General features: G+C 62.6%; 29 protein-coding genes and 1 tRNA gene. 12 read left to right on the top strand and 18 right to left on the bottom strand.

The genetic code is table 11. From position 1 onward, the window contains the following. A partial coding sequence (locus tag ACEW8Q_RS14400) for an aldo/keto reductase (RefSeq protein WP_373504748.1) occupies nt 1–779 on the bottom strand: 779 nt, incomplete at its 3' end. 130 nt (nt 780–909) lie between these two features. Here ACEW8Q_RS14400 and ACEW8Q_RS14395 point away from each other — a divergent pair. The 3 genes from ACEW8Q_RS14395 to ACEW8Q_RS14385 all read left to right on the top strand — a co-directional run bounded on the left by ACEW8Q_RS14395 (nt 910) and on the right by ACEW8Q_RS14385 (nt 3,886). Continuing rightward, nucleotides 910–2,091 (top strand): FAD-dependent oxidoreductase, encoded by a 1,182-nt coding sequence (locus tag ACEW8Q_RS14395; protein ID WP_373504747.1) that lies wholly within the window; start codon nt 910–912, stop codon nt 2,089–2,091. Nucleotides 2,092–2,195: 104 nt separating this feature from the next. Continuing rightward, on the top strand, nt 2,196–3,215 hold the full coding sequence (gene ilvC, locus ACEW8Q_RS14390; protein ID WP_373504746.1) for a ketol-acid reductoisomerase: 1,020 nt from the start codon (nt 2,196–2,198) through the stop codon (nt 3,213–3,215). A 161-nt stretch (nt 3,216–3,376) separates the two neighbouring features. Beyond that, nucleotides 3,377–3,886 (top strand): DUF4405 domain-containing protein, encoded by a 510-nt coding sequence (locus ACEW8Q_RS14385; protein WP_373504745.1) that lies wholly within the window; start codon nt 3,377–3,379, stop codon nt 3,884–3,886. Here the strand turns inward: ACEW8Q_RS14385 and ACEW8Q_RS14380 are convergent. From ACEW8Q_RS14380 to ACEW8Q_RS14345, 8 genes are all read right to left on the bottom strand, one after another. After that, on the bottom strand, nt 3,867–4,745 hold the full coding sequence (locus ACEW8Q_RS14380; protein ID WP_373504744.1) for a shikimate dehydrogenase: 879 nt from the start codon (nt 4,743–4,745) through the stop codon (nt 3,867–3,869). The two genes, ACEW8Q_RS14385 and ACEW8Q_RS14380, sit on opposite strands and share 20 nt — an antisense overlap. Before the next feature lies 1 nt (nt 4,746). Then, entirely contained in the window at nt 4,747–6,042 is a 1,296-nt protein-coding gene (locus ACEW8Q_RS14375) for a TRAP transporter large permease (protein ID WP_373504743.1), read from the bottom strand. Further along, entirely contained in the window at nt 6,039–6,560 is a 522-nt protein-coding gene (locus tag ACEW8Q_RS14370; RefSeq protein ID WP_373504742.1) for a TRAP transporter small permease, read from the bottom strand. The genes ACEW8Q_RS14375 and ACEW8Q_RS14370 overlap by 4 nt, the downstream gene beginning before the upstream one ends. 9 nt (nt 6,561–6,569) lie before the next feature. Next, a complete protein-coding gene (gene dctP / locus ACEW8Q_RS14365; RefSeq protein WP_373504741.1) occupies nt 6,570–7,562 on the bottom strand; it encodes a TRAP transporter substrate-binding protein DctP in 993 nt (330 codons plus the stop codon). A 116-nt stretch (nt 7,563–7,678) separates the two neighbouring features. Continuing rightward, nucleotides 7,679–8,677 carry an Ldh family oxidoreductase gene (locus tag ACEW8Q_RS14360; protein WP_373504740.1) on the bottom strand — a complete coding sequence of 333 codons (999 nt, stop codon included), beginning with the start codon at nt 8,675–8,677 and terminating at the stop codon, nt 7,679–7,681. A 4-nt stretch (nt 8,678–8,681) separates the two neighbouring features. Then, entirely contained in the window at nt 8,682–9,854 is a 1,173-nt protein-coding gene (locus ACEW8Q_RS14355; RefSeq protein WP_373504739.1) for a hypothetical protein, read from the bottom strand. Continuing rightward, nucleotides 9,851–10,975 carry a hypothetical protein gene (locus tag ACEW8Q_RS14350; protein ID WP_373504738.1) on the bottom strand — a complete coding sequence of 375 codons (1,125 nt, stop codon included), beginning with the start codon at nt 10,973–10,975 and terminating at the stop codon, nt 9,851–9,853. The genes ACEW8Q_RS14355 and ACEW8Q_RS14350 overlap by 4 nt, the downstream gene beginning before the upstream one ends. A gap of 9 nt (nt 10,976–10,984) precedes the next feature. Continuing rightward, nucleotides 10,985–11,740, bottom strand: a complete 756-nt coding sequence (locus ACEW8Q_RS14345) for an RraA family protein (RefSeq protein ID WP_373504737.1) — start codon at nt 11,738–11,740, stop codon at nt 10,985–10,987. 147 nt (nt 11,741–11,887) lie between these two features. Here ACEW8Q_RS14345 and ACEW8Q_RS14340 point away from each other — a divergent pair, with 147 nt between their 5' ends. From ACEW8Q_RS14340 to ACEW8Q_RS14315, 6 genes are all read left to right on the top strand, one after another. Continuing rightward, complete coding sequence (locus ACEW8Q_RS14340; RefSeq protein WP_373504736.1) at nt 11,888–12,391, top strand: heme-degrading domain-containing protein; 504 nt, start codon at nt 11,888–11,890, stop codon at nt 12,389–12,391. Beyond that, nucleotides 12,388–13,134, top strand: coding sequence for a sulfite exporter TauE/SafE family protein (locus ACEW8Q_RS14335; protein ID WP_373504735.1), 747 nt, complete (start codon nt 12,388–12,390; stop codon nt 13,132–13,134). The genes ACEW8Q_RS14340 and ACEW8Q_RS14335 overlap by 4 nt, the downstream gene beginning before the upstream one ends. Beyond that, a complete protein-coding gene (locus ACEW8Q_RS14330) occupies nt 13,131–13,829 on the top strand; it encodes an NUDIX hydrolase (RefSeq protein ID WP_373504734.1) in 699 nt (232 codons plus the stop codon). The genes ACEW8Q_RS14335 and ACEW8Q_RS14330 overlap by 4 nt, the downstream gene beginning before the upstream one ends. A 77-nt stretch (nt 13,830–13,906) precedes the next feature. Then, a complete protein-coding gene (locus ACEW8Q_RS14325; protein WP_373504733.1) occupies nt 13,907–15,580 on the top strand; it encodes a VWA domain-containing protein in 1,674 nt (557 codons plus the stop codon). A 70-nt stretch (nt 15,581–15,650) separates the two neighbouring features. After that, a complete protein-coding gene (locus ACEW8Q_RS14320) occupies nt 15,651–16,559 on the top strand; it encodes a PhzF family phenazine biosynthesis protein (protein WP_373504732.1) in 909 nt (302 codons plus the stop codon). A gap of 44 nt (nt 16,560–16,603) precedes the next feature. Beyond that, nucleotides 16,604–17,026 carry a hypothetical protein gene (locus ACEW8Q_RS14315; RefSeq protein ID WP_373504731.1) on the top strand — a complete coding sequence of 141 codons (423 nt, stop codon included), beginning with the start codon at nt 16,604–16,606 and terminating at the stop codon, nt 17,024–17,026. A gap of 3 nt (nt 17,027–17,029) precedes the next feature. Here the strand turns inward: ACEW8Q_RS14315 and ACEW8Q_RS14310 are convergent, their stop codons facing one another. The 7 genes from ACEW8Q_RS14310 to ACEW8Q_RS14280 form a co-directional block, all read right to left on the bottom strand. Then, on the bottom strand, nt 17,030–17,272 hold the full coding sequence (locus ACEW8Q_RS14310; RefSeq protein WP_373504730.1) for a hypothetical protein: 243 nt from the start codon (nt 17,270–17,272) through the stop codon (nt 17,030–17,032). A gap of 140 nt (nt 17,273–17,412) precedes the next feature. After that, on the bottom strand, nt 17,413–17,655 hold the full coding sequence (locus ACEW8Q_RS14305; protein ID WP_373504729.1) for a hypothetical protein: 243 nt from the start codon (nt 17,653–17,655) through the stop codon (nt 17,413–17,415). A gap of 53 nt (nt 17,656–17,708) precedes the next feature. Then, nucleotides 17,709–18,656, bottom strand: a complete 948-nt coding sequence (locus tag ACEW8Q_RS14300) for an ABC transporter permease (RefSeq protein ID WP_373504728.1) — start codon at nt 18,654–18,656, stop codon at nt 17,709–17,711. Further along, nucleotides 18,653–19,579, bottom strand: coding sequence for an ABC transporter permease (locus ACEW8Q_RS14295; RefSeq protein WP_373504727.1), 927 nt, complete (start codon nt 19,577–19,579; stop codon nt 18,653–18,655). Before ACEW8Q_RS14295 ends, ACEW8Q_RS14300 begins: the two co-directional genes overlap by 4 nt. After that, complete coding sequence (locus ACEW8Q_RS14290) at nt 19,576–21,012, bottom strand: sugar ABC transporter ATP-binding protein (RefSeq protein ID WP_373504726.1); 1,437 nt, start codon at nt 21,010–21,012, stop codon at nt 19,576–19,578. Before ACEW8Q_RS14290 ends, ACEW8Q_RS14295 begins: the two co-directional genes overlap by 4 nt. Nucleotides 21,013–21,015: 3 nt before the next feature. After that, on the bottom strand, nt 21,016–22,026 hold the full coding sequence (locus ACEW8Q_RS14285; RefSeq protein ID WP_373504725.1) for an ABC transporter substrate-binding protein: 1,011 nt from the start codon (nt 22,024–22,026) through the stop codon (nt 21,016–21,018). Between the two features lie 171 nt (nt 22,027–22,197). After that, the gene (locus ACEW8Q_RS14280; protein ID WP_373504724.1) at nt 22,198–22,437 is read right to left on the bottom strand and encodes a hypothetical protein; all 240 of its coding nucleotides are present in this window, start codon (nt 22,435–22,437) and stop codon (nt 22,198–22,200) included. A gap of 320 nt (nt 22,438–22,757) precedes the next feature. Here ACEW8Q_RS14280 and leuA point away from each other — a divergent pair, with 320 nt between their 5' ends. The 3 genes from leuA (at nt 22,758) to ACEW8Q_RS14265 (ending at nt 24,849) form a co-directional block, all read left to right on the top strand. Beyond that, on the top strand, nt 22,758–24,428 hold the full coding sequence (leuA, locus tag ACEW8Q_RS14275; RefSeq protein ID WP_373504723.1) for a 2-isopropylmalate synthase: 1,671 nt from the start codon (nt 22,758–22,760) through the stop codon (nt 24,426–24,428). An 8-nt stretch (nt 24,429–24,436) separates the two neighbouring features. Further along, nucleotides 24,437–24,661, top strand: a complete 225-nt coding sequence (locus ACEW8Q_RS14270; RefSeq protein WP_373504722.1) for a hypothetical protein — start codon at nt 24,437–24,439, stop codon at nt 24,659–24,661. Between the two features lie 112 nt (nt 24,662–24,773). Next, nucleotides 24,774–24,849: transfer RNA gene (locus tag ACEW8Q_RS14265), tRNA-Lys, on the top strand. A 77-nt stretch (nt 24,850–24,926) separates the two neighbouring features. Here ACEW8Q_RS14265 and ACEW8Q_RS14260 read toward each other — a convergent pair. Together ACEW8Q_RS14260 and ACEW8Q_RS14255 are read right to left on the bottom strand one after the other, a co-directional pair. Then, on the bottom strand, nt 24,927–25,301 hold the full coding sequence (locus ACEW8Q_RS14260) for a nucleotidyltransferase domain-containing protein (RefSeq protein ID WP_373504721.1): 375 nt from the start codon (nt 25,299–25,301) through the stop codon (nt 24,927–24,929). Further along, complete coding sequence (locus ACEW8Q_RS14255) at nt 25,285–25,590, bottom strand: hypothetical protein (RefSeq protein ID WP_373504720.1); 306 nt, start codon at nt 25,588–25,590, stop codon at nt 25,285–25,287. The genes ACEW8Q_RS14260 and ACEW8Q_RS14255 overlap by 17 nt, the downstream gene beginning before the upstream one ends. Nucleotides 25,591–25,997 lie beyond the last annotated feature (407 nt).

The raw sequence follows: 25,997 nt of genomic DNA, 5'->3' as shown, positions 1-25,997 counted from the left end.
GCGGCCACGCCATCGAGTGCAGCAAGGATGCGCAGGCCGCGCGGCGTGAGATAATCGGTGGCGTCGCCGCCGCGCGCCGCGCTCTTTTTCTCGTCGGACTTGCTGCGGTACTTGCCGGAGAGAAAGCCCTTGGCCAGCGCGAAATAGGCCATCACGCCCAGCCCGTACTTGTCGCACACGCCACGCAGTTCCGCCTCGAAGGGCGCGCGGTCATGGAGATTGTAGAGCGTCTGCAACACCGAGAAGCGGGGCAGGCCAAGCCGTTCGGAGGTTTCCATCGCCAGCGAAAGGCGGCTGGCATCGTAGTTCGACGCGCCGATAGCGCCGATCTTTCCGGCCTCGATCAGGCGCTGGAAACAGCCAAGCGTCTCTTCCAGCGGAGTCACCTTGTCGTCGTAGTGCACATAGTAGAGGTCGATATGCTCGATGCCGAGGCGGTGCAGCGAGGCATCGACGGCCCTGGTCAGATAGGCCGCTGTCGCGTTGCCGTTGGCGAGTTCGCCCGGTGCACCGGGAGCGCCGCCCTTGGTATGGATCTCGACCCGTGAGCGATTGCCGTGCGCCTTCATCCAGTGACCGATGATCGTTTCGGATTCACCACCTGAGTTGCCTGGTGCCCAGTGCGAATAGACATCCGCCGTGTCGATGGTGGTGAGGCCGCGCTCGTGGGCGGCGTCGAGAATCGCTTCGGACTGGGCGGCGTCTATGCTCCACCCGAACACATTGGCGCCGAGAACGATGGGCGGGGTGGCGAGCGGAACGGATGTGCGTGCGGTCATTCGGGGTCTCCCTTTGGGATGCAGATTAGTTCGCCCCCGGCCAATGGCAATGACCCTCCGCATCGGGGCTGCCCTGCGGCATCGTGCTCGGCGAGCGGGGAGGAGGGCTCATGTAGGCTTGGCTCATCTCATGGCCGCTCCCCTTCACATTGCAGTCTGTGGCGCAGGAATTGCCGGCCTCGCGTCATCGCTCGCGCTCTCGGCGCAGGGCCATCGCATCACGCTGTTCGACCAGTTCGAGGCGCCGCGCCCGCTGGGCTCCGGCCTCATCCTGCAGCCTACGGGTCTTGCCGTACTCGACTGGTTGGGGCTCGGTCAGCGCATCCGTGGTCTCGGTGCCCGCATCGACCGGCTATACGGCAAGGCCAGCGGTTCGGGCCGCGTGGTGCTCGACGTGCGCTACGATGTGCTGGGTGATGAACGCGGGCTGGCGGTCCATCGCGCCGCGCTGTTCAATGTGCTGCATGACGCGGTGAGGGCGCAGGGCATCGAAGTCGAAACCGCGAGTCATGTGAAGGACTTGGACGACAATTCTGTGATCTTGAATCAGGATCGCCGCGAGGGCCTTTTCGATCTGGTTGTCGACGCGCTGGGTTCGCGCTCGCCGCTCATTCCCCATGCGGCGGGGCCGGATTACCGCTCGGCTCTGGGCTATGGCGCGATATGGGCAAGCCTGCCATGGCCGGGTGCCCCTTTTGACGTCAACGCGCTTGAGCAGCGCTATGACAGGGCGTCCGTGATGATCGGCGTGTTGCCCATCGGGCGGCAGGTGGAGACTGCCCCGGAGCAGGCAGCCTTCTTCTGGAGCCTGAAGGCGGCGGACTTCGAGGCTTGGCGGAAGGCAGGTCTCGATCAGTGGAAGCACACGGTGCTCGGTCATTGGCCCGACTGCGCCGGGCTTCTCGATACCGTGACGGACGCCTCCCAGATGGTGATGGCGCGCTACGACCACCACACGCTGTCCCTGCCATTCGGCCGACGGATCGTGTTCATCGGAGACAGTGCCCACGCGACGAGCCCGCAACTGGGGCAGGGCGCCAACATGGCTTTGCTGGATGTTCACGCGCTGGCCGCCGCGCTAAAGGAGAACGCCGATTTGCGCGATGCGCTAGGGTCTTACGCCAGAAAGCGCAGGTTTCACGTCAAGCTCTATCAGGGCCTGTCGCGCGTCTTCACACCCTTCTACCAGTCGGATTCGACGTTGCTGCCGATGGCGCGGGACCATCTGGTTTCGAGCATCAGCCGCATCGGCCCGGCGCAGAAGCTGCTGGCAAGGATCGTATCGGGCAAATTCGGCCTGCCGCGAACCTGACTGGAGGCACGCCGCAGGCATGGTGCCCATGCAGCTTCGGCCTTGCATTGAAAACAGGCTGCCGCTAATGGCGGCTCAATATTTCCAACAGGGATGGACCAGAAATGCGCGTTTACTACGACCGTGATGCCGACGTGAACCTGATTAAGGCCAAGAAGGTCGTCATCGTGGGCTATGGCAGCCAGGGCCGCGCCCATGCGCTGAACCTGAAGGATTCCGGCGCCACCAACATCGCGGTTGCGCTCAAGGCCGGTTCGCCGACCGCCAAGAAGGTCGAAGCCGACGGCCTGAAGGTGATGACGGTGGCTGAAGCCGCCAAGTGGGCCGACTTCATGATGATGGCGACGCCGGACGAACTGCAGGCCGACATCTATCGCGAAGACATTGCGCCCAACATCCGTGACGGTGCGGCCATCGCCTTCGCCCACGGCCTCAACGTGCACTACGCGCTGATCGAGCCGAAGAAGACCATCGACGTCGTCATGATCGCGCCGAAGGGCCCGGGCCACACGGTGCGCGGCGAATATCAGAAGGGCGGCGGCGTTCCCTGTCTCATCGCCATCCATCACGATGCATCGGGCAATGCGCATGACCTCGCGCTGTCCTATGCCTCGGGCGTGGGCGGCGGCCGTTCGGGCATCATCGAGACGACCTTCAAGGAAGAGTGCGAGACCGATCTGTTCGGCGAGCAGGTCGTGCTCTGCGGCGGCCTGGTCGAGCTGATCCGCGCCGGCTACGAGACGCTGGTCGAAGCCGGCTACGCCCCCGAGATGGCCTATTTCGAGTGCCTGCACGAAGTGAAGCTGATCGTCGACCTGATCTATGAAGGCGGCATCGCCAACATGAACTACTCGATCTCGAACACCGCCGAATGGGGCGAATACGTCACCGGCCCGCGCATCATCACGTCCGAGACCAAGGCGGAGATGAAGCGCGTTCTGAAGGACATCCAGACCGGCAAGTTCACCTCCGAGTGGATGCAGGAATACCGCGCCGGCGCGGCCCGCTTCAAGGCCATCCGCCGCAACAACGACAGCCACAACATCGAGGAAGTGGGCGCCAAGCTCCGCGAGATGATGCCGTGGATCGGCAAGAACAAGCTGGTCGACAAGGCCCGCAACTAGATTTCACTGACCTTTCGCGTTTGGAATGGTCGTCCTCCGGGGCGGCCATTTTCCTTTGGCGCCTGTCGTTCCGGCGACGGATATTGCAGCGCGGCGCGTCTCTGGATTGTAGAGCACAGGCAACGCCCATGTTGCCCCCAACAAGCCAGCAGAGTGAAATCATGCCCGATCTTTTCAGACGCTACGCCACCCCCTTCATCACCGGATTGTTCGTGGTGTCGCTGGTGTCGGGCGTCGCCTTGTTTTTCCATGTCGGAGGCGCCGCGTTCCATGGCATGCATGAGTGGCTGAGCATGGTGCTGATCGTGCCTTTCGCCCTGCACCTGTGGCGGAACTGGCGGGCGATGATGAACTATGTCGGCCGCGTGCCCTTCACGCTGGCCATGGTCGTCTCGCTCGCGGCGGCGCTGGGCTTCGCCTATCCGTCGCTCTCAGGCTCGGCCAGTGCCAGCGGAGGACCGCCGCAGTTCGCGCTGGCCGATGCCTTGGTCCACCACGGCCCGAAGGAGGCCGCTCCCGTCCTCGGCCTGACGGCGGAGGATCTTGTGAGCGGGTTGCAGAAACTGGGTTTCGCCGCCGCAGCGCTGGACCTTCCGTTGAACGAGGCCGCCACGAAATCCGGCAAGACCTCGATGGACCTGATGGCAGCGCTCAAGGGCCTGAAGAAGTGATCCCGGTGGGCGGAGCGGCGATGCCCTGAAGGATGCGCCTCACCCACCGCTGATCGGTAACTTCGACGCCCGCGAAGATATGGAAGCCGAGCATGCCCTGGTTGATGTAGAGTTCGTAGCCTGACAGAAAGTCGGCTCCCAGCGCCTCGGCCTGAGCGCGAAACAGGGTATGCTCAGGCGTGTAGACGGCGTCGAAGGCCCAGGAGGGGCGGCCTTTCACACTCTCCGGCAATGGGCTACCCGGTTTGCCGCTCATGCCCAACGGGGTGCCGTTGACCAGGCCATCGAGGCCGGTGACATCCCTCAGTTGCTCAGGTCCGGTCACAGACAGTCTGGCCCCGGCGTGACGGCCAACGGCCTCAGCCAGAGCTTCGGCCTTGGCGCTATCCACGTCATGCAGGAGGATTTCCTCCGCACCCAGTTCGGCGAGCCCGAAGGCGATGGCACGGCCGACGCCGCCAGCACCGATCAGCAGCACGCGGCCCGGCGGCCGGTGTCCCCAGCGGGCGCGATAGGCGGCCATGAAGCCGCTATGGTCGGTGTTGAAGCAGCGGGCTCCGTCAGGGGTGAAGCGCACGGTGTTCGCCGCTCCAAGTGCTGTAACCACGGGCTCGCCGGGCATCACGCGCCGCACGACCTCTTCCTTGAAGGGATAGGTCACGTTCACGCCGACGAACCCCGTGCGGGCACAATGGTCCAGCATCTCCGCAAAGGTGAGCCCGTGCTCGGCCGGCACAAGCAGATCGTAGCTGACATTCCGCCCGACCGAGAGGCCGCAGACAATCTGCAGCGCGGGCGACCGCGACTCGGTGATGTTGCCGCCGATCAGGCCCAGCCGGAGGGTTCTGGAGACCGGCATGTCAGCCCTCGTAGCCGAAACGGCGCGGCAGCCAGAGCACCAGTTCCGGGAAGAACACCAGCACGGTCAGCGCCGCCAGCAGCGCCACCAGAAACGGGAAGCCTTCGCGGACGATGTCCTTGATGGGAATGCCGGTGGTGCCGTTCACCACGAATAGCAGCATGCCGTAAGGCGGTGTGATCAGGCCGATCATGCAGTTGACGACCGAGACCACGCCGAAGTGGATTGGATCGATGCCGAGCGCCCGTGCGGTCGGCAGGAACAGCGGAATGATGACGAGGATGATGGTCGTGGCATCGAGCAGGCATCCAAGGGCCAGGAACAATACCATGGTAAAGGCCAGAAAGCCGCCCTGCGACAGGTGCAGGCTTGCCATCAACTGCGCCAGTGATTGCGGGATGTTCTCGGTCGCGACGATGTAGTTGAATATCAATGCCGAGCCGATGACGAGGCCAACCGATGCCGATGACCGGGCAGAATCGAGAAAGACCGTGTAGAGGCTTCGAAACGACAGTGACCGGTACCACAGGCCCGCCACCAGCAGGGCATAGAGGGCGGCAACGGCAGCAGCCTCGGTGGGCGTGGTGGCGCCGCCGTAGATGCCCGCAAGCAGGATCACCGGCATCATCAGGGCGGGCAGGGCGCGAAGCGTTACGCCCGGAAGCTGGCGGAGCGGGACCGGCTGCTCTGCGGGGATATTCCGACGATGGGCGATCCAGCTTGTGACGGCCATCAGCATCATCATCATCAGCAGGCCCGGAATGACCCCGCCGAGGAACAGGTATCCGATGGAGCTGTCCGAAACGAGGGCATAGAGCACCATCGGGATCGAGGGCGGAATGATGGGGCCGACCGTGGCCGAGGCGGCAACGACCGCGCCGGCAAAGCCTGGCGTGTAGTGTCCGGTCTTCAGCATCATGTTGATCGAGATCTTGCCCACGCCGGCGGCATCGGCGACCGCCGAACCGGACATGCCGGAGAAGATCAGGCTCACGAGAATGTCGACCTGAGCCATGCCGCCCTTGAAGCGCCCAACGGCGGCCTTGCAGAAATCGAGCAGCCGGTCGCTGATCGAGCCGACATTCATGATGTTGGCGGCCGTGATGAACAGCGGCACCGCAAGCAGCAGGAAGCTGTCATAGACGCTCTGGATGAACTGCTCGGAGGCAAGCGACACGTCCTGTCCCGAGAGCAGCAGATAGGCGATGGCGGACACCACCATGGCGAAGGCGATGGGCGCGCCGATCGCCGCCATCACCGCCAGCACCAGCAGTGCCGATGCAAAGGCCGCGCTCACGTGATGCTGCCCTCGTCGTGGCGCTCGTAGGCCGTCACCTTGCCCTCGACATCCGGCCTGCCGGCGAGAAAGCGGAACAGGAGCTGGCCATAGCGCGCCATGATGGCGAGCATGAACAGCAGGTAGATCGAAAACACATAGTGCATCCTGATGCCGAGCGTGCCGCTCCGCTTGATCTTGTAGAAGCTCACATAGTCGAGCGTGGGCAGGAAGGAGATTGCAAAGGCCACGATGATGACGAATGCCGCCACAGCGCCGAAGACGCGCTGGGTGGGCCGCTTCACCGAAAGGTAGAGAACGTCAAATCGCACATGGTCCGACGGCCTGAGGCAGAAGGCGCCGCCCCAGAACACCAGCCACAGCCAGAGCGTCAGGCAGACTTCAACTGTCCAGCCCATCGGCACATTCAGAATGTAGCGGGCGGCGATCTGCACCAGAAACACTCCGAAGAGGGCGGCGAGCATGGCCGCCGCCGCCGCATCGGTCATCCGGCGCAACCCCGCGAAGAGCTGCGTCATGCCTGCCGCTTACTTGGCCAGCGCGTTGATCTTGTCGACGATCCCGGCGGGCCAGACCTTGGAGAACTCGGATTCGAGATAGGCCTTCTGCACGGTGGTGCGGAACGCGTCGAGATCCGGCTCATACACCTTGAGACCCTTTGCCTTCAGCCCCTCGACCAGTTCGACTTCCTTTGCCAGCTGGTTCTGGCGTCCGAACTCCGCGGCGTCGTCGGCTGCCTTCTGCAGTTTCGCCTGGTTTTCGGGAGAGAGCGAATCCCAAACCTTTTTCGAGAGCGTCAGGTAGTTCAGATCGACAAGGTGAGAGGTCAGAACGATCTGCTTGGTGACTTCGTAGAACTTGGCATCCATCACAGTTGGCAGCGGATTGTCCTGTCCGTCCACAGCTCCGGTCTGGAGGGCGGTATAGAGTTCTGCGAAGGGAACCGGCACCGGGTTGGCGCCAAGCGCCGTGCCGAGGAACTGCCAGGCCTCGGAGGGCGGCATGCGCAACTTGATGCCGTTCAGGTCGGCGGGCGTCTTCACCTCGTTTTCAGTCCGCAGATTGATCTGGCGGCGGCCGAGATACATGACAGCGAGGAGCTTCACGCCAAGCTCGCTTTCCACCTTGTCCTTGAACGGTTGCATCAGCGCATCGTTGAACACGGCCACCTGATGGGCAGCGTCGCGGTGCAGGTAGCCGGCGGTGAATACCGAAAACTCGGGGAAGAAGTTGGACAGTTCCTGCGCCGAGGCAATCGACATTTCGAGATTGCCCCGCGAGATCGCCTCGAGTTCCGTGCCTTGCTTGAACAGGGCGCCGCCCCAATGCGGTTCGAACACCGCAAAATCGGCGATGGCCGGGCCGAACTTCGTATCGAGAGCCACGGCACGCTGATCGGTGGCCGAATTGACCGAAGACAGGCGAAGCTTCACTTTTTCCTGTGCGGTTGCGGTGGTGGCAGCCATCGGCAAGAACGCTGCAAGTGTTGCTGCCATGGCGGTGCGGCGGGTCAAGTTCATCGGCTGTCCTCCCATTTCAAATCCGAACGCCCTCTTGTCGAGGCGTCTGCTGTTGCAATTTGCAGAACTGGCTCTCAGAGTCCAGCGGCAGTTCCCCCATGCGGGAGAGGAGCGGGTCAGCGCCCGGTTGTCAGCGCCGCCCACTTTGCGCCATCGACTTCAGCGCCATGCGCCAGGGCGTCGCGCCAGTTTTCCCAGCGCACTTCGCCGGGGAGCATCACGTGCCCACCCGATGCTTTCAGCATCGCGGCGAGGCCATCGAAGCGGGCGTTGTAGTGGGCCATCGGCATGAAGCGGGAAATGTCGAGGGCGATGAGGAAGTGGCCGTTGTGGCCGTTTCGCGAGAAGTCATTGTACATCGAGGCGACGCCATCGCCCACGCCTGCGCCCGTGATGACGCCGGCGAGGATTTCGACAAGCAATGACAGGCCGAAGCCTTTCGGTCCGCCGAAGGGAAGCAATGCGCCATCTGCGACCATTGCCGGATCGGTGATCGGCTGGCCCTGCGCGTCGATCGCGAGCCCTTCAGGCAGGGGCTTTGCCTTCTCCAGGTGCTCGCGCACGGTGGAGCCCGCCAGTGCAGAGGTCGCCATGTCGAAGAGCAGGTGATCGCCGTTCTGGCGCGGCGCGCCGAAGGCGAAGGGATTGGTGCCGAGCACGGGATTGAGGCCGCCATGCGCCACCACCTTGGGAAACGAGTTGCTCAGCGCCAGCCCGATCATCGAGGCATCGGCAGCCATGTTCACATAGTAAGCGCCCGCACCGAAGAAATTGCTATTCTTGACACCAACCGCCCCGATGCCTGTTTCGCGCGCGATGGCGATGGCGTCCGCCATTCCGCGTTCGGCCGCGGCATAACCGAAGCCGCCGCCGCCATCGAGGCGGGCCAGCGACGGCGACAGGCGTTCGACATTGATCTCGGCAGCACCGTTGAGGACGCCCGCTTTCATGCGCTTCAAGTGAATGGGAATACGCTCGATGCCGAAATTGTGGCGGCCCACCATCTCGCACCATGTCATGTGGCGCGCGGTGGCTTCGGCTTGCGCTGCAGAGGCGCCGCCTTCCGTCAGTATGCGGATGATCTTGCCGGACAGTACTTCTGGCGCGACGCGCATGTGCCTAGTGCATCAGCCGCTGTGCCAGCGCATAGCCCGCGCCCATCATAGGCCAGGGATCGCTGATTGAGGCGAGCGGAAACACATGGCGGAACGTGACGATGCTGGCGATCCAGGCGGTGAACGAGAGTTCGCCGCGCTTCCAGAGGTCTAGGAAGCCGAAGAAGTCGCGCACCGGATACCAGAAGCGCAGTTCCTTCTTCACGGGTTTTGCTACCGGCACGGGCTGTCGGGTCAGGTGGCAATAGATCATCAGGTCGATGGGATAACCGGCCCGGCGCACGAGCTCCTGGGCCGCTGTGAAGCGGGCGTTGACCTCGATGATCTTTAGCATTCCATCGCGCAAGTCGCGCTTGAATTCGATGTTGCCGAGGCCCCTGAGCCCAACGCCCTCGAAGAAGCGGCGGCCGGCATCCGCGGTCTCGGGCAGCCATCCGGTCTTGTGATAGCAGGCATTGCCGCGATTGACCGGCCAGCGGCGGATGATGCTCTTGGTGAAGTCGAAGAGCCTGCGGCCATCCGCGGTGCGGTATGTATAGTAACTCGAAAGCAGGGAGTCGGGGCCGGGGATCATCTCCACCACGAAGACGCCGATGCCATGGTCCCACACCTTGCGCACGCTTGAGGCAAGTTCCTCGAAGCTGTCCTCGATGATGAAGAGCTTGCGGCCGAACACGCGGGTGAACTTGTGCGACTGGATGGGCTTCACCATGGCCGGGAACGAAATCTGGCCGCGCAGGGTTTCGAGCCCGTCAACGCCTTCGATCTTCCAGTGGCGTGGCGCACCTATCCCCAGGCTTTCGGCCAGTTCCAACGTCTGCATCTTGTCGAGGAAGGCCGCCTGCAACGCCGCGTCGCTGTCATCGAGCGTGTAGCGGAGTTTCAGAGCCTCGCGATTGGCATTGACGAATTCGATGGCGTCATCGCTGAGGGCCCAGATGATGTGGCCGTTGAGACGGCCATCATTGCCGAGCAGCAATGTGCGCCAGTAATCCTGCAGGCGAATGTTCCTCGGGATCGGCAAGGCCTCGGCGCAGTAGCGCGAGTAGAGCGCCCAGCAATTGGCCGGGCCGCTCACGCGCATGGTCACGCCCAGCTTGCCCAGATGACGGGTGATGGAGAGCGCGTTTTCCTTGCCGCCCAGCAGCAGCACCGGCGTCGAGACGTTGAGCTTCATCCGGCGGCGACTTTCAATTGAGGCACGGGGCGTGCGGCGGGCATGAGCACCACCGTTCCGGCATGGGTTTCAAGCATGCGCGCCACGAGCAGGGCGGGCACGGAGAGTCCAGGGGGCCTTTCCGCCACGAGATCGTGGTGGTGCAGGCCGGGCGTGGTGTTGATCTCGCCGATGATTCCGTTGGCGGGAGTCAAAGGCCGGGAGATGTCCTTCGCGATGATGTCGATTCCGGCAAGCCTCACACCGAGGTTTTGGGCGAGACGTGCGCAGGTGGCGATGGTTGCGGGGTGGACCTGCCCCGGCAGGCTGTGGTTCTCGGCCGCGCTGTTCTCGTTGACGGCGCGTTTCAGCACCACGATTTCGCCCGCCGCAGGAACACTGCGGACGGACATGCCTTGAGTGGCAAGATAGTCGAGGCATTCGCGGTCGCGCCGTATGGGGCTCAACGCGGTGAAGGGGCGTCCGGCGAGGCGGCCTTCATTCTCGGCCACCACCAGTTGTCCGATGCTGCGCATTCCGTCGCCGGTCACGCGCGGCGGATCGCGGCGCACGGCATCGATCAAGTGTCCGTCGAGAAAGAGCAGGCGCCAGCTATGGCCCTCGACCTGTTCCTCGGCGATCAACGCAGGGTCGAACCGGGCCGCCCAGAACGCCGCCCGGCGAAGTGCCGCCTGCGACGTGATTCCGGTGGTGACCCCACGGCCGCCGCCGGTTCCCGAATTGGGCTTTACCACGAGGGGGCGCCCGGCCTCTGCCAGCAGGGCCATCGCCTTCTTCATGTCAGTAATTGGAAACGTGACATGGCGCGGGACATGGAGCCCTTGTTCGGCGATCAACTCGTAGGTCATCGCCTTGTTGCCCATCAGCTTCAGCGTCAGGTGGTCGTCCAGCCTCACATCGGGACCGCGCACGATCAGCACCGTGCCATTCCGGGTCAGCCGGCTGAAGCCATCGTCCCATTTCCGGAAATCAGCGCCCAGTTCGCGCGCCACATTGGCCCAGAACAGGTCATAGTAGCGCCGGCGCAGGTCCCGCACCTTCATATGCTGGATCATATCGGGCACGTCGAGAACGCGGAGTGACCGGAACAGGTTGCGGGTGATGGCGTAGGGCAGCATCATCTCAGCGACCTATTCGATCAGGCAATGATCGGCTTCGAGCTGGCGGTCGACCCATTCGTTCGAGAAGCGACCGGCCTTCACGTCCATCTCGTACTGCTGCATGCGGGCGCGATGCGCTCTCAGGCGCATGATGGTTTCCTCGGCCACTTCGCGGCGGATCACGGCGATGCCGCTCATGTCGGCCGCGATGATATCGCCGGGATTGACAACAATGCCGCCGCAGGAGACGGCGTAATTCAGTTCACCCGGGCCCCGGTGCAGCGGGCCGAAGGGGGTCACGCCGCGCGCATAGACCGGCAGGTCGGCCTCGATCAGGCCGGGCAGGTCGCGCACCAGTCCATCGACGATGAAGCCGGCAATTCCGCGGTGTTTGGCCTTGTTGGTCACGAGATCGCCCAGCACGGCGTTGCGGTGACTGCCGCTGGTGTCGACGACAACGATGTCGCCGGGCTTCGCGGCATCGAGCGCCTTGTGGACCATGAGGTTGTCGCCCGGAAACACCTTGACTGTGAGGGCCGGCCCGATCAGCGGCTTGTTGTTCACGATGTTCCGGATTTCCGGCGCCATCGTGTACATGCGGTTCAGAATGTCGGAAATGTCCGGCGTCTCGAAATCGCGCAGCATGCCGATGAGGTGCTGCGGCGGGCGTTCGATATTGAGACGGATGCGGAAACCGGCACCCGGAGTCATCTCGGATGACTTGGGGCGTTCGGTTGCTCCCGTATCGGGAGATTGCTTGCCGAAGGGACTTGGAATGATGGCCATGATCGCTGATCCTCGCAACAGGAAGTAAATCTTCCGGTTAGAGACGATGCACGGCGGGTGCCACGGTGGCCCCTGCTTCACCGTGTCCTTAACGCTTTCTTAATGCGCTGTGCCGGGACTAGAATGATCCAAACGAGGAGAAAACCGGTGAGTCTCGAGAGCGATATCGCGCAGATCGCGCGGCAGGAAGAAGCCTTGCGCTTCGTGAGTTTCAGCGAGGCCGATGCCTGGGCGCTGGGCAGCCTGATGCGGACACGGGCTGCGGAGCGGGAGATTCCCTTCGTCATCGATATCCGCATCGGCAACCGTCCGCTGTTCTACACGGCCTTGCCGGGTTCGACTCCGGAGAACCCCGACTGGGTACGCCGCAAGGTGAACACGGTGCTGCGCTTCCACAAGGCGTCCTATCGCGTGGGCCGCGAATACGAGCTGCAGGGCAAGAAGTTTGAGGCCTCGCGCGGCATCGATCCAATGGATTTCGCAAATGCAGGCGGCGGCTTTCCCATTCACCTCAAGGGCACCGGCGTTGTCGGCGTCATCACCGTGTCGGGCGTGCCGCAGCGCGAGGACCACGGCTTCGTGGTCGAGATGCTCTGCGAGTTCCTCGGTCAGGATCATGCCAGCCTGGCTCTGGGGGCTGAAGCCCCTTGATGGAACTTGGCGTGCTTTTCTTCGTGGTCGCGGCCATCGCGGCCTTCCTCGTCGGTGCGTCGAAGGGTGGATTGCCAATGGTGGGGGCGCTCGGCGTTCCGCTCATGGCACTTGTCATGCCGCCGGTCGCAGCTGCCGCGATGCTGCTGCCCGTCTATATCGTCAGCGATGTGGTCGGGCTCTGGGCCTATCGCAAGCAATTCGACAAGCGGAACCTTCTCATTCTCCTTCCCGCCATGATCCTTGGCGTGGGAATCGGCTGGGCCACGGCGCGCATCACGGCGGAATGGATGGTGACGCTGCTCGTCGGTCTTGTCGGCCTCTATTACTGCCTCACAATCTTTCTCAAGAAGGCCGATGCGCCGCCGAAGCCCGCCGATGTGCCGCGCGGCATTTTCTGGGGCACCATCACGGGGTTCACCAGCTTCGTGTCCCACACTGGCGGACCGCCGTACCAGACCTATGTGCTGCCGCAGAAGCTGCCGAAGATGGTGTTCGCGGGCACCAGCACCATCGCGTTTGCCGTCATCAATGTGGTGAAGCTCGTGCCTTACTGGGCGCTGGGGCAGTTCAACCCCGGCAATCTCGAGCTGGCCGCCATGCTGTCGCCCATTGCAATCGCAGGAGCCTTCATCGGCTACAGGCTCACCGCCATCATCCCCGAGAAGGTGTTCTACCGGCTGGTCGAGGTGGCGCTGTTCATCGTGTCGCTGAAACTCATCTATGACGCCTTGTTCAAATGATCCGCATCGAGCTCGTCACCAGCCTCGATCTTCGCTGCCTTGATGGGGGATGGGATTTCTCCCACCGGAACCGCGAGGCCATCGACCGGCACTGGCAAGGCATTGCAACTGAAAAGCCTGCGCTGTGGAACGGGCAGGTGCTGCTGTGCACGGGCGCCACGGCGGCGAACGGGCATTTCGCGGCGACCTTCACTGAGACTGACTACGCGAGCTTCGTCGCCTGGCGCGACTGGGGCAGGCCGGATGCGAGTGTCTGCAATTGCTTTGGCGTTGCTGCCGCATTCTCATCGGATGGCGCGATGGTGCTGGGGGTCATGGGAGGCTGGACGCTGAACGCGGGCAAGGCCTATCCGCCATCGGGCACGCTGGAGCCGAAGGATGTCCGGCCCGATGGTACTGTCGATCTTTTCGGAAACATGCGCACGGAGTTGCTGGAGGAGACTGGCCTCGATCTTCACCATTCCACTGTCGGAGATATGGTGGCGATCTTCGAAGGACCGCGCCTTGCGATCGCCCGGCGTCATGACTTTGCGCTGAGTTTTGCCGAGATGGAAAAGCGGTTCGCCGAGCTTTCTGCCAGCGAGGAAAACCCCGAGCTTGCCGCCATTGAACCCGTACGGGCCGCCTCACAAATTGATTCAAGAATGCCACCCTATGCAGCGGAAATCATTCGGTACTTCATTTCTTCAACTTGAGAGTTGACGGCTTGGCGCTGCCACTGCAACTTGCGCGTCTGGAGGGGGCTCCAGACTGTAGACGGCGGAATACCAGAATGACATTTCTACGACGACTTGCTATCGCGCTGCCACTGGCCGTGGTGGCGTGTTTCAGTTCTTTGAGCCCTGTTCAGGCGGAGGAGGGCCAGCGGGTCATCCTTGTTCTCGATGCCTCGGGCTCCATGTGGGGGCAGATCGACGGGAAGCCCAAGATGCAGATCGCCAAGGAGGTGGTCGCCAAGGTCGTGGGCGGCTGGAAGACGGCGGATGAACTTGGTCTCGTCGCCTATGGCCATCGCAAGAAGGGTGCGTGCGACGACATCGAAGTGCTGGCGGAACCCGGAATGCTCGATGCCGCGCCGTTCCTCGAAAAGGTGAACAGTCTCAATCCCAAGGGCAAGACGCCGATGACGCAAGCCGTCCGGCAGGCGGCCGAGGCGTTGAAGTATATCGAGAAGCAGGCCACCGTGATCCTCGTCTCCGATGGCATCGAGACCTGCGACCCGAACCCCTGCGCGGTCGCCGAGGAACTCGAGAAGCTGGGCGTCGCGCTCACTGTCCACACCGTTGGTTTCGGCCTTGATGACGAGGGCGCGGTCGAGCAACTGAAGTGCCTTGCTGAAAAGACCGGCGGCATTTCTACGATTGCCGACAATGCCGACGAGTTGAAGGATGCCCTGACCAAGACGGTCGAGGCCAAGACCGAACCTCCTCCGCCGCCGCCCGAGCCAGTCGCGCCTGAGTTCAACGTGACAGGCTCGGTGGAGATGGCCGAGGGCGTTGGCTTTCCGCAGAACTTCTCGACTCCCAACTGGGAATTCTTCCGTGCCGTGAACGGCGAGAAAGGCGAATGGGTGAAGACGGAGTATGGCCCTGCCGTCAAGACCAGCATCGAGACGGCCGGCGCTTACATCGCAAAGGTCTCTCTCAGTTCTGCTGCCATTGAGGTGCCCTTCACCTTGGAGACCGGAAAGCCGGTTCAGCTCGATGTCAGCCTGGAAGCGGGCGTCGTGCAGTTGAAAGGCATGATGGATGCCCAGACTCCGCTGGCCGAAGGAAAGGGAACGTGGGAACTGCTGACCACCGAGGGCAACTGGCTTGCCACGGAATATGGCCCGCAGGCCGCATTCATGGCGAATGCCGGCACCTACAAGATGAGGCTCACGCTGGGCGAGGCGAAGATCGAGCAGGACCTGACGATCACAGCGGGCAAGGTCGATGACGTGGTCATGACCCTAGGTGCCGGACTTGTGCAGGCATCGGCTGTCTTCGCGCCGGGCGGCCCTGCGGTTCCCGAGGGTGCCACCATCGAATTGCGCAAGGGCGAGGCCGCACTCGATGGCAGCCACGAGTGGATCTCGACCGACTATCAGGCGTTGGCGCAGTTCAACGTGCCGGCCGGCAAGTACCTCGTTGTGGTGATCCGCGACTACGCCACCGGCTCCGCCGAGGTTCAGGTGACGCCGGGCGGCGTTTCCAAAGTCGAGGTCAACCTCGATGGCGGCTATCTGGCGGTCACCGGTCTTGCCGGTGCCCAGGTCGACGTCTACAGCGCGGAGAAGGATGTTTCCGGCAACCGCGCGCTGATCACGACGGAGTATGAAGGCCAGATCAACAAGGCCTTCGAGGCCGGGACCTACCACATCGTGATGACCAGGGACGGCGCTGTCCTGGGTGAAAAGGACTTCGAGGTGAAGGCAGGCCAGCGCACCGAAGGCACCATCCCTTGAGCACGGCATCGCGGCAATCGGGACAATGTTCCGGTTGCCGCTTGCTCCGGCCCGCGCAATAGTTCCGGGCATGAAGCTGACATTCCATACCTATGACGTGTTCACCGCCAAGCCGTTCGCCGGCAATCCGCTGGCGATCGTCGAGGATGCCGATGGCCTGAGCGATGCACAGATGCAAACCATCTGCCGCGAGTTCAATCTCTCCGAGACGATCTTCGTCATGAAGCCGCAGGACCCTGCAAACACGGCGAGCGTCCGCATCTTCTATCCTGGCGGAGAAATGCCCTTCGCGGGCCACCCCACTGTCGGCTGCGCGGTCCATCTGGCACAGAAGAAATACAAGCCGGGCTGCTCGTTCGAAACCGTGATCCGGCTTGAAGAAGTGGCGGGCCTCGTGCCGGTAAAGGTGTCGCGTATCGGCGACGTGCCGCGCGCCCAGTTCACAGCGCCAGTCATCGCGGTCGTGACTGACGTGGCGCAACCAGCGGCAGGGGCAATCGCCATGGCCCTGGGGCTGGACGAAGCCGACATCGGCTTTGGTGCGCACCGGGCGCGCCTGTTGCAAGGCGGTACACGCTGCCTGCTCGTTCCCATCGGTTCCCGCGCTGCGCTGCAGCGGGCAAGGCCATGCGAGCCGCACTGGTCTTCGCTCGTTGGCCCGCTCGGCACGGACATGGCCTATCTCTACACGCCGGGTGGCGATCGGTCCGAAACCGCTTACCGCGCTCGCATGTTCGCGCCCACTGGCGGCATTCCCGAAGACCCCGCAACAGGCTCCGCCACTGCGATTCTGGCAACGCAACTTCTGGAATTCGAAGCCCTGAAGGATGGCACGCACCGCTGGCAGCTGGAGCAGGGCTACGAGATGGGGCGGCCCTCCGATCTCTGGCTGGAAGCCGATGTTGCCGATGCGAAGCTCACCGCGGTGCGAGTTGCAGGTCAGGCCGTGCAAATCATGTCGGGTGTGCTAGAAGTCTGACGGGGAAGACGAACGGGCGATATTGGGAGGGGGACCAGCCGCCGATGAAGACCATATTGCTCATTGCTCATCTGATCGCAATTGCCACGGGAACGGGCATGAGCATCGCCAACTACATCAACATCCGCGTCGCCGCCGGTGAAAAGGGTGAGCGCCGCGAGGCTTTGGCCTTCCTGCGCCGCGTCCTCGCGCGCATTGCCGACATCGTCATTCTCGCTATCTGGATCACCGGCATCGGCCTCTGGCTCAACCTGCCGCCGGCAGATGAGCCCAACAGCTGGTTCGCCGTGAAGCTGGTCTTCGTGGTCCTGCTCACGCTCAGCCATGGCCTCGCGCGCATGACGGCGGGCCGCATGATGCGCACCGGTGACCAGTCGCTTTACCCGCGCATGGAACTGTTCGTGTCTGGTGTGTGGATGTCGGCGCTTGCGGCCATCATCCTCGCGGTTCTGGCCTTCGAGACCTGAGCCTCACTCGATCGCGAGCATGGCCTTCGCTTCGGTCAGCACGTCCACGCCTTCCTGCTCGTTGCCCGCGCCGCAAAGTTCTGCCGCCTGGCTCCGCATGTCCTGAACCTGCGCCTTCTGTTCGGCGGGCACGGCATCGGAGGCCAACGCTGCATCGACCTTCTTCAGGTCGTCGTCGCAGGGGCCAGCGAAAGCAATCCCGGTGGTAAGGGCAAGCAGGACAAGTGCGGTGACGGCGGCTTTCATGGGCGGAACATCCTCAGAGTCGGTGTTGAGGCATCATAGACCCTGCAGGGAGGATGATGCCAGACGTGACGCAATCCTATGCGGGAAAATTGTGGCCCTTCCACAACCGCGCAAGGCGGTCCGCAAGAGGGGGGCTTCGCCTAGAGAAGCTTGCCTTGCTGGGCGTCCTTTTCCTTGGCGGCCTTCTTGAAACCCTCGGTGTGGCCGAAGGGGATTTGCGGGCGTTTGCCGGCAAAAAGCTCGGCGATGGTAACGATCTGCAGCTTGGGGAACTTGCCGTAGCCGGTGTCGTAGATGCCGGCGGCGGCTTCGGCGATCATCGGCTTCGTTGGCTCCACGAGGGAGAGGAACAGGCCCATGGGCGCCTTCTCGCGGTCGAGCACGCCTTATATTTTTATTTTAAGTCGGATTGACCTCATGTCAATCGGTGGCGTGTTCAGCGCTGCTCCTCGCCGCCCGCGATGACGATCACGCCGATGATCATCACGCCGGTGAGAATGAGGCGGATTCCGGCGGATGCGCCGAAGGTGTTGAGCATCGTGACCATCAGGTACATGAAGAGCGCCGCGCCCCAGATGCCCGGCACGTTGGCGCGGCCACCCGCGACGGAGGTTCCGCCGATGACCACGGTGGCAATCGAGGCCAGCAGGAATTCCTCGCCCATGTTGAGGGCGGCACCGCCCGAGAAGCCCGACAGCACGATGCCGCAGATGCCTGCCATGAAGGCACTCAAGACATAAGTTGCAAAGCGCGTGGCATCGACGTTCATGCCGGCGAGCCAAGCGGCGCGCATGTTCTGGCCGACAGCGAGCACGCTCCTGCCATAGACGGTGCGGGCAAGGATGAGCGCGATGACGGCGCTGATGGCGAGCACGAGGATGGCGACGAGCGGTACGCCCATGATTCGCGTCGTTGCGAATTCGGCAAGCGGTGCGGGCGGCTTGATGCGAATGCCGCGGCCATAGGAAATGGCGGTCGAGAGGATGAGAAAGCTCGACGACAGGGTTGCGATGATCGGCGGAATGCGCAGCAGGCGGATGAGCGCGTAGTTGAACATGCCGACGAGCGTTGCGGCGCCCAATGCCGCCACGATGCCGAGGATAAGGCGGGCCGACTGCTCGTCCATCACCTTCATGGCGACGACGCCCGAGAGCGTGATGGTGGCGGGTATCGACAGGTCCACGTTGCCGGGCCCCGTGGTGATCACCATCATCTGCCCCAGCCCCACGATGATGGTAAAGGTGGCAAAGGACAGGGCGGCGGTGAGAATGGCGGAGGCGCCTTGTCCGCCGGTGTAGGCAATCGTCAGCAGCCACACGGCGAGTGCCGCTGCGAAGGACCAGACCCAGGGCTTGTGCCTCAGGCGTTGCAGCATGGCGTTCATCGCTTCTGCTCCCCGTAGCTCACGAGTGCGCGCAAGGCGAGCACGATGATGAGGATCGCCCCTTGCGCGCCGATCTGCCAGTCGGGCGAGATCTTGAGGAAGATGAGGAAGGAACCCGCGAGCGCCAGCGTGAGAGCGCCGACCACGGCGCCCAGCGGCGAGACGCGGCCGCCGATGAATTCCCCGCCACCGAGGATCACGCCCGCGATGGAATAGAGCGTGTAGCGGTCGGCCACATGCGCGTCACCCGCCGTGGTGAGGCCCAGCAGCGAGAGGCCGGAGAGCACGCCGAAGAAGCCTGCGAGCATATACATGACGATCTTGGTCTTCAGCATTGACCAGCCGGCGCGCGTCAGCGCCTTGGGATTGCCGCCGGCACCGCGCGCGATGACGCCATAGGACGAGAGCATGAGCGCCAGATGGACAGCGACCCCGATGACGATGGCGGCGATGATGGGGAATGGCACCACCGGCGTCTGCAACGACATCACGGATTTCAGGAAGGCCGGTGCCTTGCCGCCCGGTGACGGCAGGATGAGCACGGCAATGCCGAGCCAGACGAAGGACAGTCCGAGCGTTACCACGATGGAGGGCAGGTTGCGGAGGTGGATCAGCGCGCCCACCGCGCCATAAGCCGCGATCAGCACGAGCAGCGCGAGGATTCCCACGGCGGGATTGTCGAGCAGCAGCGTGGCGCCGATGCAGCTCACGAGGCCGACGAAAGGGCCAATCGAAAGGTCGAGGTCGTTCACCGTGATGATGAACATCTGCGCGATGGTCGCGAGTGCGATCGGCACTGCATACTGCAGCATCAGGTTGAGGCCGAAATAGCTCATGGTGCGCGGCTGCACGATGAAGGTTGCAACCAACACCACCGCCAGCGAGATGAAGGGCAGGGCGGCCCTCAGCAGTCGCCGGTTCATGCGGCGTGCTCCGCGAAGGAAGCGTGCAGCACCTTTTCTTCGGTCAATTCGTCATTGCCGAGGCTGGCGACGATGGCGCCGTTCCGGAAGACATAGGCGCGGTCGCAATGTGAGAGCTCGTCGATCTCGGTCGTGTACCAGATGAACGTGCGGCCTTCGTCGGCTTGTGCACGGATCATTGCGTAGACTTCCTGCTTGGTGCCGATGTCGACGCCCCGCATCGGGTCGTCCATCAGGATGATCGCCGCATCGGAGGCAAGCGCCCTCGCAAACAGCGCTTTCTGCTGGTTTCCGCCTGAAAGGGTCAAGATGTTGTTGTTCACGTCGGGCGTGCGGATCGCCATCTTCGACTTCCACTCGTCGGCAAGCTTCGCTTCTGCGCCAAGATCGATGAGGAAGCCCTTGCGGAGGGCTTTGAGCGAACGGATCGTGATGTTGCGGCCAATGGACCAGAGATTGAACACGCCGTCTGACTGGCGGTCGCCCGCGATGAAGGCCTGGGCTCCCTTCACCTGGACGTTGTCCCGCGCATATATCTGAAGGAGCATCCGCGTCTGGCCATGGCCGGCGAGGCCGGTGAGGCCGATGATTTCACCCTTGCGGGCTTCCAGTTCGATTGAGCCGCCGGTCTTGGGTGTCGCCTTTGCCAGAACTTCGCCGGTCGCGGCTTTGGCGGCCTGCCGCGTGTGCTCGCGGGCTTCCGAGCCCATGGCGGCGACCAGCGAGTTGCGGGTGAAATCGGCGGCCTTGCGCTCGGCCACGGTCTTTCCATCCTTCATCACGACGATGCGGTCGGAGGTGGAAAGGATTTCGCCCAGCAGATGGGAAATCAGGATGATCGAGGTGTCGCGCGCGGACTCTTTACGCACATAGGCGAGGAGTTGCTCGGCGGTGACGGCATCGAGCGAGGAGGTCGGCTCGTCGAGGATGACGAGGCGCAAGGCGCCTTCGGTCACTGTGAAGGCCCGGGCGATTTCGGCCATCTGGCGTTTGCCGATGGCGAGGTCGGCGATCTCGTCGTCGGGGCTGATGCCGTGGCCGGGGAAAATCTCGTCGAGCTTGGCTGAAATGATGCTGCTGGCGCGCTTCTTCCAGCCGAGGCCCTTGAGGCTGCGATGCACGATGCGGGTGTTCTCTGCCACCGTCAGGTTGGGGCAGAGCGACAATTCCTGGAACACGCAGCGCACCCCTTGAGCCTGTGCGGCGGCGGCGTTCCATGTGCCTGAGTATTTCGTTCCGCCCACGGACAATTCACCGGCGGACGGGGTTAGGTTGCCGCTCAGCACGTGCATCAGTGTCGACTTGCCGGCGCCATTGTGGCCGACGAGCCCAAGGCATTCGCCCGCGGCGACGCTCAAGGTCACACCCGCCAAGGCACGGACGGCGCCGAAAGATTTTTCGACGCCGTCCAGTCTGATTGCTTCGGAGGACAAGCCTTACTTGCCCGCGACGACCTTGGCTGCGTCTTCAGCCGAGTATTCGACGTTGGCGACGCCGCCCTTTTCGGTGGTGGCGAGGCTGGCTTCGAGATTGTCCTGGTCAATGCGGAGGAACGGCACGGTCAGGTCCTTCGGCACTTCCTTGCCGTCGAGGATCATCTGCGCCACCCAGAAGGCCAGCGTCGAGACGCCCGGCGCGATCGAGACGGACATGGTCTCGTAGCCATTGGCGTCCTTCTGTTCCTTCCACCACTGCAATTCGTCCTGGCGGTTGCCCATGATGATCAAGGGCGTGGGGCGGCCTGCGGCGGCAAAGGCCTGCGCGGCGCCATAGCCGTCTCCGCCCTGCGTCACCACGGCCTTGACCTCGGGAAGCGACGGCAGGATGCCGGCCACGGCCTTCTGCGCCACTTCCTGCGCCCAGTCGCCATGGACCGAGCCGACGATCTTGAACTGCGGATACTTGGCGACGGTCTCGTTGATGCCCTTCGAGATTTCATCGTCCACGAAGACGCCCGCGAGACCGCGGATCTCGAGGAGGTTGCCGCCATCCGGCATCTTCTTCGCAAGGTACTCGACTTCGGAAGCGCCCATGGCCTTGAAATCGACGGCGATCCGCCAGGCGCAGGGCTCGGTCACGATGCCATCGAACGAGACGACGATGATGCCGGCATCGCATGCCTGCTTCACCACGCCGTTCAGAGCGTCCGGTGAGGCGGCGTTGATGACGATGGCGTTATAGCCCTGGAGAATCAGGTTCTGGATCTGTGCGGCCTGTTCCGTCACCTGGTTTTCGGAGGTGGTGAAGGCATCGGCGGCAGCCACGATTCCGGCTTCCACGGCGGGCTTCGTCACCTTGTCCCAGCTCTTCAGCATGGCCTGACGCCAGGAGTTTCCGGCATAATTGTTGGACAGCGCGATCTTCTTGTCCTTGGTGTCGGCCATGGCGCTTCCGGCGGCCAGCATGGCGGCAAGGGCGATGGTGCAGGCGAGGGTCTTCTTGAACATTGGGTCCTCCCGAGACTGTATCGAGCCTTCTCAAACGAGGCTCATACTAACATGTTAGCATATCAGATAACCCTCGCAACCGCCCCGCAACGCAGGTGCACAAGTTTGTCCTACAATTGATGGAGATCAACTGGCCCTCTCTGCCGCAACAGCAGAGAGGGCCTGGTAACCTCAGATACCCAGAAGTTTCATCGCTTCGCCAAGATCGCGCTCTGAGGCAGCATGGTCACCCGCCTCATGCTCCGTCTTGCCCTTGTTGTAGAGGTCCATGACTTTCGCCTTGGTGGCCTCGTCCACCGTGGTGGAGGCCATGGCGGCATCTATCTTTTGCATCAGGGTCGGGCACTGGTTGGCAAGTGCCGATCCAGTCAACGCGAAAGTCATAAGAGCAGCGAGTAAATAGGTCTTCATCTGTGTTCTCCAATGCAGCTTCAAGCCCCCCGGCCGCGGCCACACAAGTATCCCGCAATCTTAATACGTTCTCGCAAGGCGGCTGTTCCATCTGGCCGGATCGGATCGATCTTGTTGCGCTTGGGCCCAAGCTGATCTATATGGCCTGTCCCATGGCACACGCGCGGCACATCATGTCCAGCCCAGCAGCTCCCTTGCTGCCGCTCGCGCTTGGCCGCCTCCTTCTTAGCTGCCCCTGAGGGCCGGCCGGGCTTCTGCCCTGGCTCTTCAGGGGATCGCAGTCCACCAGCTAAGCCAGGCACAGAAGAGAGTTTCCGACCATGATGATTTCTCCCCGCGAAAAATATCGCCCGTTTCCGCCCGTGGCCTTGCCCGACCGGCAGTGGCCCGAAAAGTCCATCACGTCGCCCCCCATCTGGTGTTCCGTCGATCTTCGCGACGGCAACCAGTCGTTGATCGAGCCGATGGGCCCCGACCGCAAGATGCGGATGTTCGAGGCGCTGCTCAGGATGGGATTCAAGGAAATCGAGATCGGTTTCCCTTCCGCCTCCCAGACGGATTTCGATTTCTGCCGCTCGCTCATCGACAACAAGAGGATTCCCAACGACGTGACCGTGCAGGTGCTCGTCCAGTGCCGCGAGGAACTGATCACGCGCACCTTCGAAGGCATTCGAGGCGCCAAGTCGGCGATCGTGCATTTCTACAATTCGACATCCGAATTGCAGCGCCGAGTCGTGTTCCGGCAGGACCGCGAAGGCATCAAGCAGATCGCGGTTCACGGAGCGCGCCTCATCAAGAAGCTGGCGCAGGAGAGCGGCATGGAAGATGCCATCCGCTTCCAGTACAGCCCTGAAAGCTTCACCGGCACGGAACTCGACTACGCCGTCGAGATCTGCGAGGCGGTGATCGACGAGATCAGGCCGACGCCGGAGAAGAAGCTCATCCTCAACCTGCCGGCAACCGTCGAGATGTCGACGCCCAACATCCATGCCGACCAGATCGAATGGTTCTGCCGCAACATAAAGGACCGCGATTGCGTTTCGATCTCGCTCCATCCGCACAATGACCGCGGCTGCGCCGTCGCTGCCACCGAACTCGGATTGCTGGCGGGTGCTGACCGTGTGGAGGGCACGCTCTTCGGCAATGGAGAGCGCACCGGCAATGTCGACATCATCACGCTGGCCATGAACATGTTCAGCCAGGGCGTGGACCCGCAACTCGATTGCTCGAACATCAACGAGCTTGTCCGCATGGCGGAATATTGCAACCAGCTGCCTGTCCATCCGCGCCATCCTTACGCGGGCGAATTGGTGTTCACGGCCTTCTCAGGCTCGCACCAGGACGCGATCAACAAGGGCTTCAAGGCCATGGCGGCTTCGAACTCACCCTTGTGGGAGGTGCCCTATCTCCCCATCGACCCGATGGACCTCGGGCGTTCCTATGAGGCGGTGATCCGCATCAACTCGCAGTCGGGCAAGGGCGGCATCGCCTATATCCTCGAGAAGGAGCACGGCATCGAATTGCCGCGCCGGTTGCAGATCGAGTTCTCCAGAGTGGTTCAGTCGATTGCCGATGGCGAGGGCGTCGAACTCGCAGCCGACCGGCTGTGGACTGCCTTCGAGGGCGAATATCTCGACGGCAACGGCCGCTACGGCTTCGTCTCGCATTCCGCAAGCTCGGACCACACCGAGCAGGATGTCATTGCCAAGATCACGGTCGACGGCAACCTGAAGACCATCCTCGGCCACGGCAACGGCCCGGTTGATGGCTTCGTCGACGCGATCCGCAAGGAGTCGGGGCTTGCGTTCGATGTCTCCGACTACCGCGAGCACACCATGGGCATGGGCTCCAACGCCGCGGCCATCGCCTATGTTGAACTCCGCCTGGCCGACAACTCCACTCTCTATGGCGTCGGCATCGACAAGAACATCGTGGTGGCATCCCTCAAGGCGGTGCTGTCGGGTGTGAACCGCGCGCTGAAGCGCGGCTGAGAAGCGCAATGGGAGCGGGCAGGACGTTCGGCTTCGGCGTGTTGGGCTTCGTCCTCGGAGCGATTGCCGGAGGTGTCCTCGGACTGCTCGGCGGCCTCGGCTACACCACGCTGGCAGAGACCTCGGGCTTCGAGGGCTATTCCGGTTTCGTTGTCGTGTACTGGATCATCGGCGGCATCGTTCTGGGTGCCGTCGCCGGCGCGGCTTTCGGGGCGCGGCGGGCCGGCGCTTGAGGGCTTCCGGGCTGCCTGCCTGCGGCTGCAAAAGAGGTGTAGACAAGCCCCACTTGCCGACGTATAGACGCCGCCATCGGCCCCGGTAACGGGGCCGAACGTCCTCTTGGACGGGCGATTAGCTCAGTCGGTAGAGCAGCTGACTCTTAATCAGCGGGTCGCAGGTTCGAATCCTGCATCGCCCACCAATCAAATCAAATACTTACAGTGAAATGATTGGCTCCCCCTAGCGATGTGGGGGCAAAACTGGGGGCAAGAGAGTGCGTTAGCTCTTTCTGGCTGTCCGCACCCCTTTGACTTTGCCGATTTCTAGCTCCGGAATCTCCGTGCCGCTCGATATGTAGGCATATGTTTCCCGGTTGCGTTCCGGATTGATCGCGATGTCTATTGGAAAGGGAAAGGACTGGCGCAGTGACGCAAAGTCGGTCGCATGCAGTTCCTCCCATCTTCCGTCGCCCAATGGATCACCGCCGCTTCCGGTCCATATGACAATATCTAGGTCACTATCTGGCCGATTGTCGCCACGGACACGACTCCCGTACACAATCAGAGTTTCGATCTCGGGCAGAGCGGCAGCCCAATCCGCCAACACTGAAACGGCTTTGAGCAACATCGATGGCAAATCACCCGTGCCAGACAACCGGCTTCTCCTCCTCCAACGCCCATTTCAGCCAGACGTCGAAAGCCGTGCGGATTGCCGCCTTGGCCTCCTCCAGGCTCTCGACTTCGCCAGATGACTCTAGGCCAGCTGATACTACGAAGGGGCCGGTCATGGTCCAGAACCAGATTTGGCGTTGTCCAGACCGGACCTGATGCAGGATGCGACCCGCGCGCTTGCCGTCGATCATCACGGATGAATCGCCGTCTGCCACAGTCTTCAGCAGCATTGGCTTGCCGACGAAGCGTCTGGGATCGATGTATTGAGGCATGTTGGATTTGGCTCTACATTGCGGATGACGCTTCGAACATGAGTCAGTTCCGAAGAGGAGGCTGCAGATTGCAAACAGCTCGGCAATTCGACCGCGCCATTCTGCATCTAACAGACGGTGATGTACAATCCGTGCTGGTGCGGCTGCAACTGTCAAAGGATATGGAAGAGATCGGGGGAACTATCCAAGCTTCACCCGAAGTCATTGCGGCGTGCAGCGATGCCGCGAGTGTCCTGTCCTTGGTCATGAACTCCGGACTGCGGCTGCGGGGGATGTCCCGCTCAATGTAGAAAATTGGAGTGAGGTTGGCGTTGCTCTCCTCGAGCCGTAGGCTCGGGGTGTTCAATCCTGAATGGAGAGCAACACCATGAAGAAAGCTACCACGTCTATCGAGGCGCTTGCCAGTG

Origin of the sequence: Aestuariivirga sp. (assembly GCF_041738905.1) — a bacterium.
In the GTDB taxonomy this organism is placed as follows: Bacteria; Pseudomonadota; Alphaproteobacteria; order Rhizobiales; family Aestuariivirgaceae; genus Aestuariivirga.
This window is presented reverse-complemented; position numbering and strand designations above follow the sequence as displayed.